Source organism: Sphingopyxis flava (assembly GCF_900168005.1).
Taxonomy (GTDB): Bacteria; Pseudomonadota; Alphaproteobacteria; order Sphingomonadales; family Sphingomonadaceae; genus Sphingopyxis; species Sphingopyxis flava.
Genome location: NZ_FUYP01000001.1, coordinates 31,903 through 48,485 on the forward strand (window position 1 = coordinate 31,903; position 16,583 = coordinate 48,485).

18 protein-coding genes and 1 pseudogene are annotated in these 16,583 nt (G+C 63.7%); 8 read left to right on the plus strand and 11 right to left on the minus strand.

The window, feature by feature from the left end; all coding sequences use genetic code 11:
* Positions 1-33 precede the first annotated feature (33 nt).
* The 4 genes from B5X69_RS00175 to B5X69_RS00185 are packed head-to-tail and all read left to right on the plus strand — an operon-like array spanning position 34 to position 904.
* The gene (locus B5X69_RS00175) at positions 34-240 is read left to right on the plus strand and encodes a cold-shock protein (RefSeq protein WP_079636600.1); all 207 of its coding nucleotides are present in this window, start codon (positions 34-36) and stop codon (positions 238-240) included.
* Between the two features lie 3 nt (positions 241-243).
* A complete protein-coding gene (infA, locus tag B5X69_RS00180) occupies positions 244-498 on the plus strand; it encodes a translation initiation factor IF-1 (RefSeq protein WP_079636601.1) in 255 nt (84 codons plus the stop codon).
* Between the two features lie 42 nt (positions 499-540).
* Positions 541-681, plus strand: a complete 141-nt coding sequence (locus B5X69_RS21250; RefSeq protein ID WP_176141459.1) for a hypothetical protein — start codon at positions 541-543, stop codon at positions 679-681.
* 28 nt (positions 682-709) lie between these two features.
* Positions 710-904 carry a hypothetical protein gene (locus B5X69_RS00185; RefSeq protein ID WP_053553702.1) on the plus strand — a complete coding sequence of 65 codons (195 nt, stop codon included), beginning with the start codon at positions 710-712 and terminating at the stop codon, positions 902-904.
* Positions 905-1,133: 229 nt separating this feature from the next.
* Here B5X69_RS00185 and B5X69_RS00190 read toward each other — a convergent pair whose 3' ends face one another.
* The 3 genes and pseudogenes from B5X69_RS00190 to B5X69_RS00200 all read right to left on the minus strand — a co-directional run.
* Positions 1,134-1,679 (minus strand): hypothetical protein, encoded by a 546-nt coding sequence (locus B5X69_RS00190; RefSeq protein ID WP_079636602.1) that lies wholly within the window; start codon positions 1,677-1,679, stop codon positions 1,134-1,136.
* A 102-nt stretch (positions 1,680-1,781) separates the two neighbouring features.
* Positions 1,782-3,053 carry an RNA polymerase sigma factor gene (locus B5X69_RS00195; RefSeq protein WP_079636603.1) on the minus strand — a complete coding sequence of 424 codons (1,272 nt, stop codon included), beginning with the start codon at positions 3,051-3,053 and terminating at the stop codon, positions 1,782-1,784.
* Positions 3,054-3,161: 108 nt separating this feature from the next.
* Positions 3,162-3,524: pseudogene (locus B5X69_RS00200) on the minus strand (YciI family protein); the annotation flags it as partial.
* Between the two features lie 156 nt (positions 3,525-3,680).
* On the opposite strand from B5X69_RS00200, the gene B5X69_RS00205 reads away from it, so the two are divergent.
* The 3 genes from B5X69_RS00205 (at position 3,681) to B5X69_RS00215 (ending at position 6,749) form a co-directional block, all read left to right on the plus strand.
* On the plus strand, positions 3,681-5,261 hold the full coding sequence (locus B5X69_RS00205; RefSeq protein WP_079636605.1) for a bifunctional GNAT family N-acetyltransferase/carbon-nitrogen hydrolase family protein: 1,581 nt from the start codon (positions 3,681-3,683) through the stop codon (positions 5,259-5,261).
* A 16-nt stretch (positions 5,262-5,277) separates the two neighbouring features.
* A complete protein-coding gene (locus tag B5X69_RS00210; protein WP_139375602.1) occupies positions 5,278-5,697 on the plus strand; it encodes a VOC family protein in 420 nt (139 codons plus the stop codon).
* An 80-nt stretch (positions 5,698-5,777) separates the two neighbouring features.
* A complete protein-coding gene (locus B5X69_RS00215) occupies positions 5,778-6,749 on the plus strand; it encodes an NAD(P)H-dependent flavin oxidoreductase (RefSeq protein ID WP_079636606.1) in 972 nt (323 codons plus the stop codon).
* Between the two features lie 21 nt (positions 6,750-6,770).
* Here the strand turns inward: B5X69_RS00215 and B5X69_RS00220 are convergent, their stop codons facing one another.
* The 8 genes from B5X69_RS00220 to ccmC are packed head-to-tail and all read right to left on the minus strand — an operon-like array spanning position 6,771 to position 13,705.
* Positions 6,771-8,729, minus strand: a complete 1,959-nt coding sequence (locus tag B5X69_RS00220; RefSeq protein ID WP_079636607.1) for a potassium transporter Kup — start codon at positions 8,727-8,729, stop codon at positions 6,771-6,773.
* Between the two features lie 45 nt (positions 8,730-8,774).
* Complete coding sequence (locus B5X69_RS00225; RefSeq protein ID WP_079636609.1) at positions 8,775-9,425, minus strand: tetratricopeptide repeat protein; 651 nt, start codon at positions 9,423-9,425, stop codon at positions 8,775-8,777.
* Positions 9,422-9,847: a cytochrome c-type biogenesis protein gene (locus B5X69_RS00230; RefSeq protein WP_079636610.1), complete on the minus strand. Its 426-nt coding sequence runs from the start codon at positions 9,845-9,847 to the stop codon at positions 9,422-9,424. The genes B5X69_RS00225 and B5X69_RS00230 overlap by 4 nt, the downstream gene beginning before the upstream one ends.
* Entirely contained in the window at positions 9,844-10,374 is a 531-nt protein-coding gene (locus B5X69_RS00235; RefSeq protein ID WP_079636612.1) for a DsbE family thiol:disulfide interchange protein, read from the minus strand. The genes B5X69_RS00230 and B5X69_RS00235 overlap by 4 nt, the downstream gene beginning before the upstream one ends.
* Positions 10,371-12,341 (minus strand): heme lyase CcmF/NrfE family subunit, encoded by a 1,971-nt coding sequence (locus B5X69_RS00240; protein WP_079636614.1) that lies wholly within the window; start codon positions 12,339-12,341, stop codon positions 10,371-10,373. Before B5X69_RS00240 ends, B5X69_RS00235 begins: the two co-directional genes overlap by 4 nt.
* 34 nt (positions 12,342-12,375) lie before the next feature.
* The gene (ccmE, locus tag B5X69_RS00245; RefSeq protein ID WP_079636615.1) at positions 12,376-12,813 is read right to left on the minus strand and encodes a cytochrome c maturation protein CcmE; all 438 of its coding nucleotides are present in this window, start codon (positions 12,811-12,813) and stop codon (positions 12,376-12,378) included.
* A complete protein-coding gene (locus B5X69_RS20800; protein WP_139375603.1) occupies positions 12,814-12,969 on the minus strand; it encodes a heme exporter protein CcmD in 156 nt (51 codons plus the stop codon). It lies immediately after the preceding gene.
* 4 nt (positions 12,970-12,973) lie between these two features.
* Positions 12,974-13,705: a heme ABC transporter permease CcmC gene (gene ccmC / locus B5X69_RS00250; RefSeq protein ID WP_079636617.1), complete on the minus strand. Its 732-nt coding sequence runs from the start codon at positions 13,703-13,705 to the stop codon at positions 12,974-12,976.
* Between the two features lie 315 nt (positions 13,706-14,020).
* On the opposite strand from ccmC, the gene B5X69_RS00255 reads away from it, so the two are divergent.
* Positions 14,021-16,576: a TonB-dependent receptor plug domain-containing protein gene (locus B5X69_RS00255; protein ID WP_079636618.1), complete on the plus strand. Its 2,556-nt coding sequence runs from the start codon at positions 14,021-14,023 to the stop codon at positions 16,574-16,576.
* Positions 16,577-16,583 lie beyond the last annotated feature (7 nt).

A 16,583-nucleotide genomic window follows, 5' to 3' on the forward strand; every position in this document is an offset into this window, starting at 1 on the left:
GGCGGGTATCTTGTTTCGTGAAAGGAAACACCCATGCCGATCGGCACCGTCAAATTCTTCAATACGGACAAGGGCTATGGCTTCATTGAAAATGAAGATGGCTCGGGCGACAGCTTCGTCCATATCACCGCCGTACAGGCGGCAGGGATGCAAGTGCTGAACAAGGATCAGCGCATCTCCTACGAGCTCGAAACTGGCCGCAACGGCAAGGTGTCGGCGATCAACCTCGAACAGGCCTGATTATTGGCCAAAGAGGAAGCCCTCACCTTCGATGGTGTGATCGACGAAATTCTGCCCGACGCCCGTTTTGGCGTCGTGCTCGAAAATGGTCACCGCATCATCGCCTATACCGCCGGCCGGATGCGACGATTTCGCATCCGGTCGGTCGTCGGCGACGCCGTTCGCGTCGAGATGACGCCCTATGACCTTAGCAAGGGCCGCCTCGTCTATCGCGAGCGCGGCAGTGCCCCGGTCAACGGAAAGCGCCAGCGGCGCTGACACCCAATAAATTGAAATACTGGTAAAATTAAGATAAAAATGATGACATTTCAGAATCCCATTTACCCCGCTCTTCGCGCACTTCCGATGGCCGGAAAGGCGATGCCGGATAGCCTGCGCCGCCGCCCGACCACTTTGTCGCGCCGCGAGCTTCGGCGCCTGATCGCCGACATGGTCGATTGACCTTGCATAGCTAAAGGAGCCTGTCCCCGTGTCGGCCACCATTGAATTCTATCTCGCCCAAGCAGAAAAATGCAGCGAAGAGGCCGCGGCCTCGTCGCTCGTCCAGGTGCGCGAGCGCAACCTGCGCGCTGCCGCAGCGTGGCAAGGAATGGCCGACAAGCTGCTCTACGCAGAAAAGCTGCGCGCCGAAAAGGAACAGCTGATCGCGGCGGCGAAGAATTAAGCGCCCTCGGCAGATGCAGTCTCCTTGGATAGCGATCGGCGCCATGCCGACGCATCGCCTCAAGGTCCCTGCAGATCTCGACGCCCCTCGCGCCCCTCGAGTGCGTTCGGTTTTGATTGAATCAAAACCGGCACTCTAGAGTCTTGTTTTAGCGTGTTTTCCAGGTCCTCAGGTGACTCCACCTGACTCATGGGAAGGGCGCTCAGCTGACCCAAACGAAAGGGGCGGGTCAGCCACCCGACGACTGGCGCGCCTTCTTGACCCCTTCGGCGAACTGCGCCGCGGTCACCTTCACCGCGAGCCCCGATTTTGCGAGGAAGAAGGCGGCGCGCGGCATCGTGATATCGCCCTCGCCGGTCGTCATCACCGCCCCTTGCGGCGTGATCGCCTTGATCTTGCCGAGCACCGCAGCGCCATCCGCGCTGTGGACCTCGGCCCCGACCTTGAGCGCCGCATCGACTGCGGCAGCGTCGCGTTCGGCCTCATGGAGCACCGCAAAGATCTTGGCTTTGGTCGCTTTGAGCGCCGGCCCCTTGTCCGTCCGGACGAAGGCGGCGCGCGGGACGATGAGGCCATTTCCCTCGATCGCTACCGCGATCTTGTCGCCCGACACCTTGGCGACGGTGCCAACCTCTTTTCCGTCCACGTCATAGACTTTGGTGCCGGGGGTGAGCTCACTTGCCGCAACCGCGCTGCTCTTTTGGACGGCCTGCGCGGGACCGGCAGCGAGAATCGCGGCGCAAAGGGAGAGGGCAAGGCCAAAGACTCTGGTCATGGGGCGACTCCAATAGGAACCCGGCCGCTGATGAACCGCGTGCCGCGCGCCTGCCACGGCCTCACGGACGGACTGTGTTGCGGACAGGATGGACCGAAGGGGTCAGCCCCGGTTCTTCACGCACGACGCCGCGCGAGCGAGCAGGAAATCGCGCTCGCGGGCATTGCCTGCGAGCGCCGCGGCCGCCTCGAAAGCGACCTTTGCCTCGGCATTTCGCCCGGCGCGGAGCAGGAAATCGCCGCGCGCCGCGGGAAGCGGGGCATAGCTGCGCAGCATCGCCTCATCGGCGATCGCATCGACGAGCGCGAGCCCCGCCTCGGGGCCGAACGCCATGCTGTGCGCCACTGCGCGGTTGAGCTCGACCACCGGTGAGGGATTTACCGTTCCCAACCGATCGTAAAGGGCGGCGATGCGGCGCCAGTCGGTATTCTCGGCGCGCCGCGCGCGGGCGTGACACGCGCCAAGCGCCGCCTGCAGTGCATAGGGACCATCTCCGCCGCCCAGAGCTTCGGCACGGGCAAGCGCCGTTAGCCCGCGCTGGATCAGGAGTTGATCCCAGCGCGAGCGATCCTGTTCGGGCAGCGGCACCAGCGCGCCGCCCGCTCCGACGCGCGCAGGAAGACGCGATGCCTGAATCTCCATGAGCGCGAGCAGCCCCAGCACCTCGGGCTCGGCGGGCATCAACCCCGCGAGAATACGCCCGAGGCGCTGCGCCTCGGCGCAGAGCGGCGGGCGTACCAGATCGTGCCCGCTCGTCGCTGCATAGCCTTCGTTGAAGATAAGGTAGAGCACCTCGAGCACCGAGGCGAGGCGCGGTGCGAGCGCCTGCCCACGCGGGACCTCGAACGCAACGCGTGCCTTGGCGATCGCTTTCTTGGCGCGGGTAATCCGCGCCGCGATCGCCGCCTCGCTCGACAGAAAGGCGCGCGCGATCTCCTCGACCGACAGCCCTCCCACGAGGCGCAGCGTCAGCGCGGCGCGCGCCTCGGGCGTAAGCACCGGATGGCATGCGGCGAAAATCAGGCCGAGCAGTTCGTCGCCCAGGTCATCGTCGATCCCCGCCTCGATCATCTCAATGCTCAAGCAGCGCTCATCCTCCCGTTCGCGGGCAATCTCGGCGTGTTTGCGCTCCTGCATCGCCGCGCGGCGCAACCCGTCGATCGCGCGGCGCTTACCCGCCGCCATCAGCCACGCGCCCGGCCGGCCTGGAACACCCGATCTCGGCCAGTCTGTGAGAGCAGCGAGCAAAGCCTCCTGCGCCAGTTCCTCGGCGCGGCCGACATCGCGCGTCATTCGCGCAAGCCCAGCGATCAGCCGCGCGCGCTCGATCCGGAAGACCGCCTCGATCGCCCTGTGGGTCGGGTCAGCTGCCATGCGCCCGCGTTAGGGGCGCATGGCGGGTAGGACAAGGCATCAGCGCTTCGCGAGCTTTTCGCCGACCCCGTCATGGATCGCAGCGGCTTCGGGCGGAATGAGATCGGCCAAATCCTCCATCTCGTAGAGGGGGCGGATTTCAATTTCGCTCGGGCCAGGCATCGGGTTGGGGCAGCGCTTCACCCATTCGACGGCCTCGTCCATGTCCTTGACTTCCCAGAGCCAGAAGCCGGCAACGAGTTCGCGCGTCTCGGCAAAAGGACCATCGATTACGGTGCGGCCCGGCCCGTCGAACGCAACGCGCTTGCCAAAGGATGAGGGCTTGAGGCCGTCGCCTGCGACCATGATCCCGGCGTTCACGAGTTCCTCATTGAACTTGCCCATGTCGAGGAACATCTGCTCAACTTCGGGCGAAGGCGTTATGCCCTGTTCGCTTTCCTCGGTCGCTTTTACAAAAACCATTACACGCATCGGTCATCTCCTTCATCGCAGAGGCCGGCAGGGCCTCCTTTCTAGACGACGAAGGAGCGATCGCGAAATCGACAGGCGATCGCGAATTTTTTCCCATTCCCTCGTTTTGCAGGAACGTCGATTGGACAGCACCGCTGTGCGTCCTATATCGAACCGATGGATTCCACCCGGCCAAAGCTCGTCATCAGAAACTCCGAAACCCGCGATGCCGCCGCGATCGCCCGCCTGTCAGCGAAGGTCTACGGCCGCGCGGAGGGCTATTCGGCAGCGCAGATCCGCGGCCAGATCAACAATTTTCCCGAAGGCCAGTTTGTCGCAGAATATGAAGGCCAGATCGTCGGATTCTGCGCGACGCTGATCGTCCCCGAGGCGGCCGCGCTCGCGGATCATCGCTGGGCCGCGATCAGCGGAGGCGGCTTTGCCACCCCCCACGATCCCGATGGCGACATCCTTTATGGCATGGAGGTGTGCGTCGATCCTGAGTATCGGCGGCTGCGCATCGGCCAGCGCTTCTACCGCAAGAGGCAGGAATTGTGCCAGTCGCTGGAACTCCAGGGCATCGCTTTTGGCGGCCGTATGCCAGGCTATGCACGCCGCCGCCGCCAATTTCCCGAACCCGAAGCCTATCTCGCCGCGGTGCTCGACAAGCAGCTTCGCGACCCGGTGATCAATTTCCAGGTCAATCAGGGCTATCAGGTCAAGGGCATTCTCCACGACTATCTGCCGAGCGACCGCGAAAGCGGCGGTCATGCGGTACTGATGCTGTGGGAGAACCCTCTCGCCCCGCCGCGCGAGAAGGCGAATGCGCGCCATCGCGGCTCGGCGCCCGACCGTCTCCCCGCTTCGGTGCGCGTTGCAACCGTGCAGTTTCAGATGCGCGGAATCGACCGCATCGAACAGTTCGAGGAACAGGTCGAATATTTCGTTGACGTTGCTGCCGATTACGCCGCCGATTTCGTCGTCTTTCCTGAGCTCTACACGCTCGAGCTGCTATCGATCGACAAGAACAAGCTCCCGCCCGAAAAGGCCATATTGAAGATCGCCGACTATACCGACCGCTATCTTGCCTTCATGGAGAAGCTTGCGGTCGGCTATAATATCAACATCGTTGGCGGCTCGCACCCGACGCGCGTCGAGGGCGGCGACATCCGCAACATCGCCTATGTCTTCCTGCGCGACGGCTCGGTGCACCGCCAGGAGAAGCTGCACCCGACCCCTTCCGAACGCCGCTGGTGGAATATCAAGGGCGGTTATGGCGCCGATGCGATCAATACCGACTGCGGGCCGATCGGGGTGATGATATGCTACGACAGCGAGTTTCCCGAACTTGCGCGTCACCTCGTCAACCAGGGCGCGATGATGCTGTTCGTCCCTTTCTGCACCGACGAACGGCGCGGCTATCTTCGCGTGCGATATTGCTGTCACGCGCGCGCCGTCGAGAACCAATGCTATGTCATCACCTCGGGCGTCGTCGGCAATTTGCCGAACGTTGAGAATATGGACATTCACTATGCCGAAAGCGCGATACTGACCCCTTCGGATTTCGCCTTTGCACGTGACGGCGTCGCCGCCGACACTGCGGCGAACACCGAGACGATCGCGATTGCCGATTTGAGCCTCGCGGATCTCCTCACCAGCCGCCAGAGCGGCGCGGTTCAGAACCTGCGCGATCGGCGCTTCGATCTCTACCGCGTCGACTGGAAGGACCCGGCCGCCCCGGGGATCGGTTCAAGATGAGGAGCTCAGTCTTTCCATGACGATGCCGCCCTTCAAGCTGCGCGGACTTGATCATATTGTGCTGCGCGTGGCGGATCTTGAGCGGATGCGCCGCTTCTACAAGGAGATCCTCGGTTGCACCGAGGAACGCGAGCAGACGGGCATCGGCCTCTATCAGCTTCGCGCGGGCGCTGCCCTCATTGACCTCATCCCTGTGACCGGCAAGCTCGGGGCCATGGGCGGGGCAGCGCCGGGCGCCGAGGGTCGCAATCTGGATCATTTTGCCCTTTCAGTTGAGGGCTTCGACGAAGCGGCGATCCGCGCGCACCTTGCGCGCCATGGCGTCGCGGTCGAGCAGGCGGGCTACCGTTATGGCGCCGAGGGGGAAGGCCCATCGATCTACATCCGCGATCCGGAAGACAATATCGTCGAACTGAAGCGGCCAGCTGGCGCGTGAACCCGCGCCCATATCCCGCCCCTTGCCACACCTTCCGTTTACGTTAAGGTCATCCCTAAACTGCAACCGGAGAGTGATTCATGGCCCTTCCCCCGATCTTCGATCGCCTGCGTCTCCCTGTCATCGGCTCGCCGCTCTTCATCGTCTCGGGGCCCGATCTCGTCATCGCCCAGTGCAAGGCCGGGATCGTCGGCAGCTTCCCCGCCCTCAATGCAAGGCCGCAATCGCTCCTCGACGAGTGGCTTCACCGCATTACCGAAGAACTCGCCGCGTGGGATCGCGACAATCCCGACCGGCTCTCGGCGCCCTTCGCGGTCAACCAGATCGTCCACCGGTCGAATGACCGGCTCGAGGCAGACATTGCAACCTGCGAGAAATGGAAGGTGCCGATCACCATCACCTCGCTCGGCGCCCGCGAGGAACTCAACCAGGCTGTGCACAATTGGGGGGGCATCACGCTGCACGACGTTATCGACGACCGTTTTGCGCGCAAGGCGGTCGAAAAGGGCGCCGACGGGCTGATCCCGGTCGCCGCCGGCGCGGGCGGCCACGCGGGCACCCAGTCTCCCTTTGCGCTGGTGCAGGAAATTCGCAGCTGGTTCGACGGCCCCGTGGCGCTCTCGGGCGCGATTGCGCACGGCCGCTCGATCCTGGCGGCGCAGGCGTGCGGCGCCGATCTCGCCTATATCGGCAGCGCTTTCATCGCGACCGCGGAGGCCAATGCCGACGAGGGATATAAGGAGGGTATTGTCGCCGGCCGTGCGGGCGACATCGTCTATTCAAACCTCTTCACCGGTGTTCACGGCAATTATCTTCGCCGGTCGATCCTTGCCGCCGGGATGGACCCGGACAATCTCCCCGAAGGCGACCTCAAGACGATGAATTTCGGCTCCGGCGGCAACACCAAGGCCAAGGCGTGGAAGGATATCTGGGGATCAGGCCAGGGAATCGGGGCGATCTCGGGGGTCCGCCCCGCGGCCGAGTTCATCGCCGACCTCGCGGCGCAATATCGCGACGCCTATCGCGAGCTGCAGGACAAATATATCGGTTAGGCGCGCCCTGACCTCGAGGCTTCAGATCGCGAGCTGGCTGCCCAGTTCAACGACGCGATTGGTGGGCAGACGGAAATATTCCATCGCGCTTTGCGAGTTTCGCAGCATCCAGGCGAACAGCTTTTCGCGCCAGATCGGCATCCCGGGCGATTTTGCCGCGATCAAGGTCTGGCGCGACAGGAAGAAGCTCGTCTCGAGCATCTTGAAAGCGCCGCCGCATCCCCCGACGCGGCTCAGCGCCGCGGGCACGTCGACCGGCTGCATGAAGCCATATTTCAGGATCAGCCGATGAAAGCCCTGCCCGAGATCCTCAAGCGCGCAATGGTCGGCTTCGCGTACGAAGGGGACGTCCGCGATCTTGATCGTCAAAAGGATGATGCGCTCGTGCAGCACCTTGTTGTGCTTGAGATTATGAAGCAGCGCGTGGGGCACGCCGTCCGCGCTTGATGTCATGAACACGGCAGTCCCGGGGACCCGCGTCGCGCTGTTCGCGGCCGACTTGACGAATATCGGGATCGGCATCGCACCTTCGGCCATCTGCTGCTGCATGAGCTTGCGCCCGCGCGACCAGGTCGTGAGCAGGGTGAAGATGGTCAGACCGATCGCAAGCGGAACCCAGCCCCCGTCGGGGACCTTAATCAGGTTTGCGCCAAAATAGGCGATATCTACGACGAAGAAGAGCGCGAGCAGCGGAACTGCCTTCCACGCCGGCCATTTCCAAAGGGCGAAGAGCACCACGCTCATCAGACAGGTGTCGATGAACATCGCCCCCGTCACCGCAATGCCGTAAGCGGCTGCAAGATTGCTCGATGATCCGAAGAAGAGGACGAGCAGGATCACCATCACCATCAGCCCCCAATTGACGAGCGGGATGTAGACCTGTCCCTGCGCCGAGGCGCTCGTGTGCTCGACGCGCAGCCGCGGCATAAAGCCCAGCTGGATCGCCTGCTGGGTGAGCGAGAAGGCACCCGAAATCACCGCTTGGCTCGCGATGATCGTCGCGAGCAGGGCAAGCAGCACCACCGGAATCCGCCAGCTATCGGGCATCATCAGGAAAAATGGGTCCTGAATGATACCGAGCCGTGCGCCCATTTCGGCCTCGAGCACCATCGCGCCCTGCCCCATATAGTTGAACATGAGCGCGGGCAGCACGAAGCACAGCCACGACAGGCCGATCGGCGCGCGCCCGAAATGCCCCATATCGGTATAGAGCGCCTCGGCCCCCGTCACCGCGAGCACCACGGCGCCGAGCGCAATGAAGGCCGTAAAGCCGTCGAGATAGAAGAAGCGCAGCGCGTTGACCGGGTTGATCGTCGCCAAGATGATCGTCGGATGCTCGATAATATGCATGAGGCCGAGCACCGCGAGCATCAAAAAGTAGCAGAGCATGATCGGCCCGAACAAAGCGCCCACCTTTGCCGTCCCGTGCGATTGAATCGCAAAGATGCCGATCAGGATCGCCAGCGCGATCGGTACGATATAGGGCTGGAATCCGCTGTTGACATAACTGAGTCCCTCGGTTGCCGACAGAACCGACATCGCGGGGGTGATCATGCTGTCGCCGTAGAAAAGCGCGGTTGCAAACACCCCGAGCAGGACGATGGGCCAGGTCCAGCGCTTTCCCTCCGATTGCCGGCTAATGAGCGCGAGCAGCGCGAGGCTCCCGCCTTCGCCCTTATTGTCCGCCTTCATGATCGTCAGCACATATTTGAAGGTGACGACGAGCATCATCGACCAGAAAACGAGGCTGAGCACGCCATAAATGTGCACACGGTCGGCATCGATCGAATGGTGCCCGGCGAAGGTTTCGCGAAAGGCGTAAAGCGGGCTGGTGCCGATGTCGCCAAACACCACGCCAATCGCGCCGACCGCAAGCTTGAGCTTGCCATCTCCGTGATGGGCATGGCCGGCTTGGCCCGTGTCGGCGGCGGTTGCGGCGCTGTCCGCTCCTGCCACCGCCTGTTGCGACTCAGCAGTCATGGCGCCGCGCTTTAGACGAGCCTGCGCAAATAGAATAGAGGCGGATCACGGGCCTCGCGGCGCCTCGGACGGGAGTTCGGGTCCCATCGCCTGGCGAAGCTGCGCGAGGCGCATTTCAAGGTCGCCGCGCCAGGGCGCGTCGTCGGGACTGCGAGCAAGCAACTCGCTCCACACCGCCTTCGCGCCATTAAGGTCACCGCTTTGTGCCATTGCAAGCCCGGCAAAAAATGGCGGCGCGGGATGCGCGGGGTCGCGCTTTGCCGCTTCATCGAATGCGAGCGCGGCGGCGGGCGAGATCACGCCGCCGCCGTGCGCGACAAGCGCGTTTCCGAGCCCCACCCAGAGGTCGACATTGTCCGGGTAGCGCTCAAGTCCCTTTTCCAGTGTCTGCGCCGCGAGCGCGGTCTTGCCGGTACGCGCAAAGCCGTCGGACATCGCAAGCCACTGCGCGGCCGGACCGAAACGCCCGCTCATCCCCTGCCGGCGGTCGGCGATCGCCTCGCCAAAGCCCTCGGGCTCCTCGACCTTTGCCACAGGTTTTCCGGGCAGCGCCGGGCTGCCCTGCAGCGCATAACCTGCAAGGCCGAGCATCAGCGCGGCCCCGGCGAGCGGCCGTGCGGCGGCGGGAAGACGCCCGAGCCACATCATGCCGCCCGCAGCGAGGAGCGCGGCAAGCGAGATCCACAGCCAGATCATCGTTCATCCTCCCCGCCCGCGCGGCGGAAGCGTCCGAAGGCAAGCCACCCGCCGACCCCGAGAAACAAGAGCGGGCCGAGCCAGAGCAGCGCTGTCGCCCCGTCAAAAGGCGGGTCATAGCTCACCCAGTTGCCATAGCGGGCGACAAGCCATTTGCGGATCGTGTCGGGGCTTTCGCCCGCAGCGATCTTCGTGCGCACTTCGTGCCGCATGTCGCCAGCAAGCGGCGCATCGCTATCGGCGATCGACTGCCCTTGGCAGACGAGGCAGCGCAGCGTTTCCATCAACGCCTTGGCCTTGGCTTCCTTCGCCGGATCATTGAGCTGCTGGTAGGCGTAGGGCGCCGGCGGCAAACGGTCCTGCGCTTCGAGCGGGAGGGAGGTCAGCGTCATCATCGCCGCGATGAGGAGCCGCGCCTTCATTTCATCGCCTCCAGCTTCGCGATGATCCGCGGTACATCGCCAGCGAGAATGACCCCCTGGATCTGCTCGCGAATAATGCCCTTACCGTCGATCAGGAACGTTTCAGGCACGCCCGATGATCCGAGGGCTATCTGGACGCTGCTCTGCTGGTCTGACCCGATGCGGTCGAAGGGATTGCCGAATTCGTTGAGAAAGGCCGCGACATCCTCGGGCCGGTCGCGGATCGCTATGCCGTCGATCGGAACCCCTGCCCGCTTGAGTGCTTCAAGCTGCGCCGCCTCCGCGCGGCACGGAATGCACCAGCTCGCGAACACATTGACAAGCCGCGGCCGCCCGTCGGCAAGTTGACTGCTCTTGAGCCCTTCGACACCCGCAGTCGCAGGCGGAAGGTCGAAAAGCGGCATCGGCTTGTTGATCCACTGCGACTGGATGAGCGTCTCAGCGGGGGTCACCAGCCGATAGACAAAGGCGCCGAACAACAACGCCATGATCGCCAGCGGCACGAAAAGGATCCACCGATTCCTCATGGCGCGAAACGCTCCTGCGCTTTTTTCGATCGATGCGTGCGCCACATGGCGAGCAATTGTGCGCGGCCGAGCATCGACAGCGCCGCACCGATCGCAATGAGCGCACCGCCGAGCCAAATCCACCACACGAGCGGCTTCCACCACAGGCGGAGCTGGTAGCGCTCGGCCGTCCCGTCAGGCGAGGTCACCGGCTGCCCGAGCACGGCATAAAGCTGCCCGCCGGGCCGTGTCAGCAGCGCCGCCTCGTTGGTTTCGGTGGGCGGGCCGCCCATCAGGCCTGGAAAAGTGCGTGCCTCGGGGCGCAAGGTGAAGCTTGCCCCCGATCCTGTGGTCGCAACAAGCCGCCCTTCGATCGCGGTGTAATTGGGACCGGCAATCGGCCGAACGCCCACGAAGGTCACGGCAAAATCATCGACCTTGACCGTCTCGCCCGGCGCTGCGGCAACGAGCCGCTCCTTGATGAAGGCGCTTTCCGCGGCCATTCCCGCGAGCGCCACCGCGACCCCAAAATGCGCGATCACCATGCCCCAGGTCGGGAGCGGCGTGCGGCGGAGGTTGCGGCCCCAGAGCGGCGCGAGGCTCGCCACCGCGACCACGGCCGCCACGGTCATTCCAAGGAGCGGCAGGATACGCACCGATCCGCCAAAAAGAACAAGACCGAAGAGCACCAGCGCTCCCGCGAGCACCGCAGGCGGCAAGCGCGACCATAGGCGTTTGCCGTCGTCGCGGCGCCAGGCAAGCAATGGTCCTGCGACCATGACAAGACACAGGATGAGGGCGAGCGGTCCTGCAACCTTGTTGTAATAGGGAGGCCCCACCGAGATTTTCTCGCCCATCGCTTCAGCGACGATCGGATAGAGCGTCCCTAAAAGAACGAGCGCGAGGATCGTCGTCAGCAGGAGGTTGTTGATCACGAGCGAGCCTTCGCGGCTCAAAAGAGCAAATTTCTTGCCCTCCGCGACCGTCCCGGCCCGCAGCGCGAACAGCGCGAGCGCCCCGCCGATATAAATTGCCATCAGGACGAGCAGAAAGGTGCCGCGCTCGGGATCTACCGCGAAACTATGCACGCTCGTCAAAAGCCCCGAGCGCACGATGAACGTGCCCACCATTGACATCGAAAAGCCGATCACGGCGAGCATCACCGTCCATGCCCGAAGCGCATTGCGCGTTGCTGTCACCGCGACCGAATGAAGGAGAGCCGCGCCCGCAAGCCAGGGCACGAGCGACACATTCTCGACCGGGTCCCAGAACCACCAGCCGCCCCAGCCGAGCTCATAATAGGCCCAGTAGCTGCCGGCCGTGATCCCGAGCGTCAGGAATATCCAGCTCCCCAGAACCCAGGGCCGCATGGCGCGCGCGAAGGCAGGTCCGATCTCGCGTGTAACCAGCGCACCCACCGCGAAGCTGAAGGCGACCGACAGGCCGACATAGCCGATGTAGAGTGTCGGCGGATGGAAGGCGAGGCCGGGGTCCTGAAGCAGGGGGTTGAGCCCCTGCCCGTCGGGCGGCGCGATCGGCAGGCGGTTGAAGGGATTGGAGGAGAAAAGGAGGAAGGCAAAGAAGCCGAGGCTGAGCGCTGCCTGCGCTGCGAGGGTTGCAACCAGCGTATCCTCGCGTAGCCGCCTCTCAAACAGCGCGACAAGCGCTCCCGACAGGCCAAGTATCGTCAGCCACAGGAGCATCGAGCCTTCGTGATTTCCCCAAGCGCCCGCGACCTTGAACAGCATGGGTTTCAGGCTGTGGCTGTTGCGCGCGACGAGCTCGACCGACATGTCGGAGCGGACGAACAGGGCGATAAGCAGGCCAAAGGCCGCCGCCGTCAACACGCCCTGCGCAACACTCGCAGGCCGCACGAGCGATGCGAGATCCTTCGGTCCACCGCGCAGGAACAATGCCCCCGCGACGAGCGAAAGGCAGGCGAGCGCTGCTGCCATCCACAAGAGCGCAAGGCCGAGTTCTGCGATCACCGTTCGGCTCGCAAACAGGCGAAGGGAGAGTGCCTCATTCCTCCGGCACCAGCTTCATATTCTTGGGCATCTCGCCCATCTGCGGCGGCATGTAGCGCTCGTCATGCTTGGCGAGAATCCGGTCGGCGACGAAAACGCCGTCGGCGCGCATCCGTCCGTCGGCGACCATGCCCGAATTTTCGGCGAACAGGTCAGGGACAATGCCAGTGAACTCGACGGGAACCGACGCCTTGCCATCGGTTGCAACGAAGCGGATCGTGACGCCGTCAGCCTGGCGCGCGATGCTTCCCGCTGCAACCATGCCGCCGAGCCGCATCGCCTCGCCGGTCTCGGCCTTTCCTGCCGTCACCTCGGCCGGGGTTCGAAAATAGGCCGCCTCGTCGCGTAGCGCGCTCGCGCCGAGAATACCGGCGCCTGCGATGCCGGCGAGCGCAAGGAGCGCGAGGACAAGCCGCTGGTGCTTGGGCTTCATCTACTTACGATCCTTTCGCAGCGCATCGCTTCGTCGCTCGGCCTTGGTCATTGCGCGCCAGCTATGCCAGATAACCGCACCCGTCAGGAGCGCGGCAAGACCATATGCGGCCACAACATAGGCCCATTGGCCACCGCCGCTGATCACCCCCGTCATTGCCCTAAACCTCCTCGTCGGCCATCCGCTGCAGCCGCGCTGTGACGCGATTATCGGCAATGATGCGCCGCATCCGCATCAGCACGATGGCGCCGAATAACAGTGAGAAGCCGAGCAAGGTCAAGCCGAGTGGCCACAAGAGAGCGCCGTCGATCGAGGACCCGCGCATCGTGATGCTCGGCCCTTGGTGCAGGCTGTTCCACCACACGACGCTGCGATTGATGATGGGGATATTGACCGCGCCGACGAGCGCGTAGACCGCAGCGCCGCGCGGCAGCGCCCACCCCTGCCGTCCGCCTTCTTCGCCCTTCGTCAACGCGATAAATCCGGCATAAAGGAAGAGGAGGATGAGCATCGAGGTCATCCGGCCGTCCCACTCCCACCAGGTGCCCCAGGTCGGCTTGCCCCAGATCGAACCCGTGGCAAGACATAGCGCGGTGAAAAGCATCCCCGGCACCGCAATCGCGCGCGCCGCAATCCCCGCGAGCGGGTGGCGCCAGACCAGCTGGACAAGCCCCGCGACCGCAAGCCCCGTCCAGCCGCCCATGCCGAGCCATGCCGAAGGCACATGGACATAGAGAATGCGCGCCGTTTCCCCCTGCTTATAGTCGCCCGGCACCAGGACAAGCCCAGCCCAGGCACCGACGACCAGCAGGGCTGTACCCAGGCCCAGCAGCCAGGGGGTCAGCGGGCGGGCAATGGCCAGAAAACGGGCAGGATTCGCATAGGCGTGCATCGCGCGCGAAGCCTTAAGCGACGATGTGGCGGTGGTCCAGTCTTATGGCGTGGACAGATTGTCCTCCCCCGATGCGACAGAGAGCGGCCGAAACGTGCGTTTCCTAAAAGCTGCAGCAAGACAGGGTCCGAGCTGCGGGCATCTCAAGCCTGTAATATCATGACAATATTTGCCCCGCACCCTGTTGCTCAATTACCACAGTGGATTGCAAAATGCAACATTTGCTCCATCGCTCGTCGAAAAGGGGTGGCGTTGAGGGCCGCGGGGGCGGACTTTTGGCCCAGCTCATTTTCGCAAAATAACAGGGAGCTTCACATGCGATCTTCTCGTCCCCTCACCCTCCTCGCCATCACCACGGCGCTTGCCACCACCTGCTGGGGGGCCCCCGCCGCAGCGCAGGAGGCTGGCGCATCCGAGGAGGATGCAGACGCGCTCATCATCGTGACGGGCACGCGCCGTACGGACCGCACGATTGCTGACAGCAGCGTGCCGATCGATGTGATCTCGGCGGATTCGCTCGCCAACAGCGGCACCACCGAAACCAACCGACTCCTCAACCAGCTCGTTCCCTCGTTCAACTTTCCGCAGCCTTCGCTCACCGATGGCACCGATTCGCTGCGTCCTGCTACGCTGCGCGGCCTCGCACCCGACCAGGTACTCGTTCTCGTCAACGGCAAGCGCCGCCACCTCTCGTCGCTTCTTAATCTCAACGGCTCGGTGGGCCGGGGCTCGTCGGGCGTCGACATGAACACCATCCCGCCAATCGCGATCGAGCGGATCGAGGTGCTGCGCGATGGCGCCTCGTCGCAATATGGGTCCGACGCGATCGCGGGCGTCATCAATATCCAGCTCAAGAAGAGCGTCGGCGGCCAGGCACAGATCACTTACGGCAAATATATCACGACGATGGAGGATGTGAAAAACGTCGCCAGCGTCTCGCCGACCACCGGCGCTTCCGACAATCCGGTCATCACTCTCACCGACTCCGACCGCAAGCGGCGCGACGGCGGCACGCTGACGATGGCCACCAACATTGGACTGCCGGTCGGCGACAATGGCTACCTGAACTTCACCGCCGAATATAAGGACCGCTCGCCAACCAATCGGTCCGGCGCCGATCTTCGCCGCAACTATGCCGCGGCGGGCGACCCGCGTGAGACGACGATCGACCGCTTCTGGCACCGATTTGGCGACGGCGAATCGAAAGATATGAACTTCTTCTACAACGCCGGAATGGACGCCGGCGGGTGGGAGCTCTACAGCTTCGGCAGCTACGGCGTGCGCGATGCGAATGCCGCCGGCTTTTACCGCCGCGCTCTCGATGCCCGCAATGCCGACTGGGACAATGGCGGTGCACCGATCTACGAGGATGGCTATCTGCCCTTCATTACGAGCAGCATCCATGACATCGCGGTCGCCGGAGGCATTCGAGGCGAAGCGGGCGGTTGGAACCTCGACCTTTCGATCAACTATGGATCAAACCGGCTCGACTATGGCGTGGAGAACAGCGTCAACGTCTCGCTCGGTGGCGACCACAGTCCTCGCAAGTTCGACGCGGGCGGCATGCGCTACGGCCAGACCGCTGTAAATTTCGACGCCCAGCGTGATCTCGACATCGGACTCGGCAATACCTCGCTGGCGCTCGGCGCCGAATGGCGGAACGAGAATTACAGGATCGTCGCGGGCGAGCCAGCAAGCTATGCTGTTGGCCCCTATTTCTATACGAACGGTGCCGGGGTCGGGTCGCAGGTGTTCGGGGGCTTCCTCCCGAGCTCCGAGGTCGATGCCTCGCGCGACAGCTTTGCGGGCTATGTCGAGCTTGACGCGGATCTCAGCGACATGTTCAATATTCAGGTTGCGGGCCGCTACGAGCATTTCTCCGACTTTGGAGACACGGTGAACGGCAAGGTCGCAGCGCGCTTTGAACCCGTGGAGGGCCTCGCGCTCCGCGGATCGGCATCGACGGGGTTCCGCGCCCCCGGCATGGCACAGCAATTCTTCTCGACGACCTCGACGGTCAATTTGACCGGCGTTGGTCTGGTGGAAGTCGGCACTTTCCCTGTCGGCTCGCCGATCGCACTCGCCCTTGGCGCCCAGCCGCTCAAGCCCGAAAAGTCGGTGAATCTGGGCGGCGGCCTTGTATTTACCATGGTCCCGGGACTCAATCTCACGGTCGATTATTACCGGATCAAGATCAAGGATCGCATCACCCTCACCGAGAACCTCCAGGGCGCGGATGTCCGGCAGATTCTGGAAGATGCGGGAGTCCCTGGCTCGTCGGCGCGGTTCTTCATCAACGGGATCGACACGCGCACCCAGGGGCTCGACGTGGTTGCAAGTTACCGGCTGCCCGACATGGGGATCGGCAAGGTGACGCTGACCGCGGGCTACAATCTCAACGACACGAAGATCACCGACCGACGAACCTTCAGCGGCTTCACCGCCGCACGCCTGTTCGCGCGGCCGGAAAGCCTTCGTCTCACCGAGGGGCAACCGTCGAACAAGCTCAACATCGGGCTTGATTGGCAATCGGGTCCCGCCGGCCTGACACTGCGGGGCAACCGCTATGGGTCGGTGTTCATCCCGGGACCGAGCGGTGACATCGCCATTGCGAAAGGCGATGCGCCGGGTGACATCACCCTGTCGCCCAAATGGGTCGTCGATCTCGAGGCGCGCTTCCGTCCTGTCGAAGCGGTCCAGCTCGCGGTCGGAGCGAACAACCTGCTCGACGAATATCCCGACCGTTTGCCTTACGGCGTCGAAGGCGGCTTCGACTACGGCCTCAACAACGCCTTCCTGCCCTATTCGTCCTTCTCGCCCTTCGGCTTCAGCGGCCGCTTCGTCTACGGACGTGTTTCGGTCGATTTCTGACCGGCAG

Bases quoted from the DNA above. Each gene is read 5' to 3' on its own strand.
- B5X69_RS00215 (WP_079636606.1), top strand. From the start codon at position 5,778: ATGGCCCTTCCCCCGATCTTCGATCGCCTGCGTCTCCCTGTCATCGGC.
- B5X69_RS00230 (WP_079636610.1), bottom strand. From the start codon at position 9,847: ATGAAGGCGCGGCTCCTCATCGCGGCGATGATGACGCTGACCTCCCTC.
- B5X69_RS00205 (WP_079636605.1), top strand. From the start codon at position 3,681: ATGGATTCCACCCGGCCAAAGCTCGTCATCAGAAACTCCGAAACCCGC.
- B5X69_RS20800 (WP_139375603.1), bottom strand. From the start codon at position 12,969: ATGACGGGGGTGATCAGCGGCGGTGGCCAATGGGCCTATGTTGTGGCC.
- B5X69_RS00220 (WP_079636607.1), bottom strand. From the start codon at position 8,729: ATGACTGCTGAGTCGCAACAGGCGGTGGCAGGAGCGGACAGCGCCGCA.
- B5X69_RS00175 (WP_079636600.1), top strand. From the start codon at position 34: ATGCCGATCGGCACCGTCAAATTCTTCAATACGGACAAGGGCTATGGC.
- B5X69_RS00190 (WP_079636602.1), bottom strand. From the start codon at position 1,679: ATGACCAGAGTCTTTGGCCTTGCCCTCTCCCTTTGCGCCGCGATTCTC.
- ccmE (WP_079636615.1), bottom strand. From the start codon at position 12,813: ATGAAGCCCAAGCACCAGCGGCTTGTCCTCGCGCTCCTTGCGCTCGCC.
- B5X69_RS00225 (WP_079636609.1), bottom strand. From the start codon at position 9,425: ATGATCTGGCTGTGGATCTCGCTTGCCGCGCTCCTCGCTGCGGGCGGC.
- B5X69_RS21250 (WP_176141459.1), top strand. From the start codon at position 541: ATGACATTTCAGAATCCCATTTACCCCGCTCTTCGCGCACTTCCGATG.
- B5X69_RS00235 (WP_079636612.1), bottom strand. From the start codon at position 10,374: ATGAGGAATCGGTGGATCCTTTTCGTGCCGCTGGCGATCATGGCGTTG.
- B5X69_RS00210 (WP_139375602.1), top strand. From the start codon at position 5,278: ATGACGATGCCGCCCTTCAAGCTGCGCGGACTTGATCATATTGTGCTG.
- B5X69_RS00255 (WP_079636618.1), top strand. From the start codon at position 14,021: ATGCGATCTTCTCGTCCCCTCACCCTCCTCGCCATCACCACGGCGCTT.
- B5X69_RS00195 (WP_079636603.1), bottom strand. From the start codon at position 3,053: ATGGCAGCTGACCCGACCCACAGGGCGATCGAGGCGGTCTTCCGGATC.
- ccmC (WP_079636617.1), bottom strand. From the start codon at position 13,705: ATGCACGCCTATGCGAATCCTGCCCGTTTTCTGGCCATTGCCCGCCCG.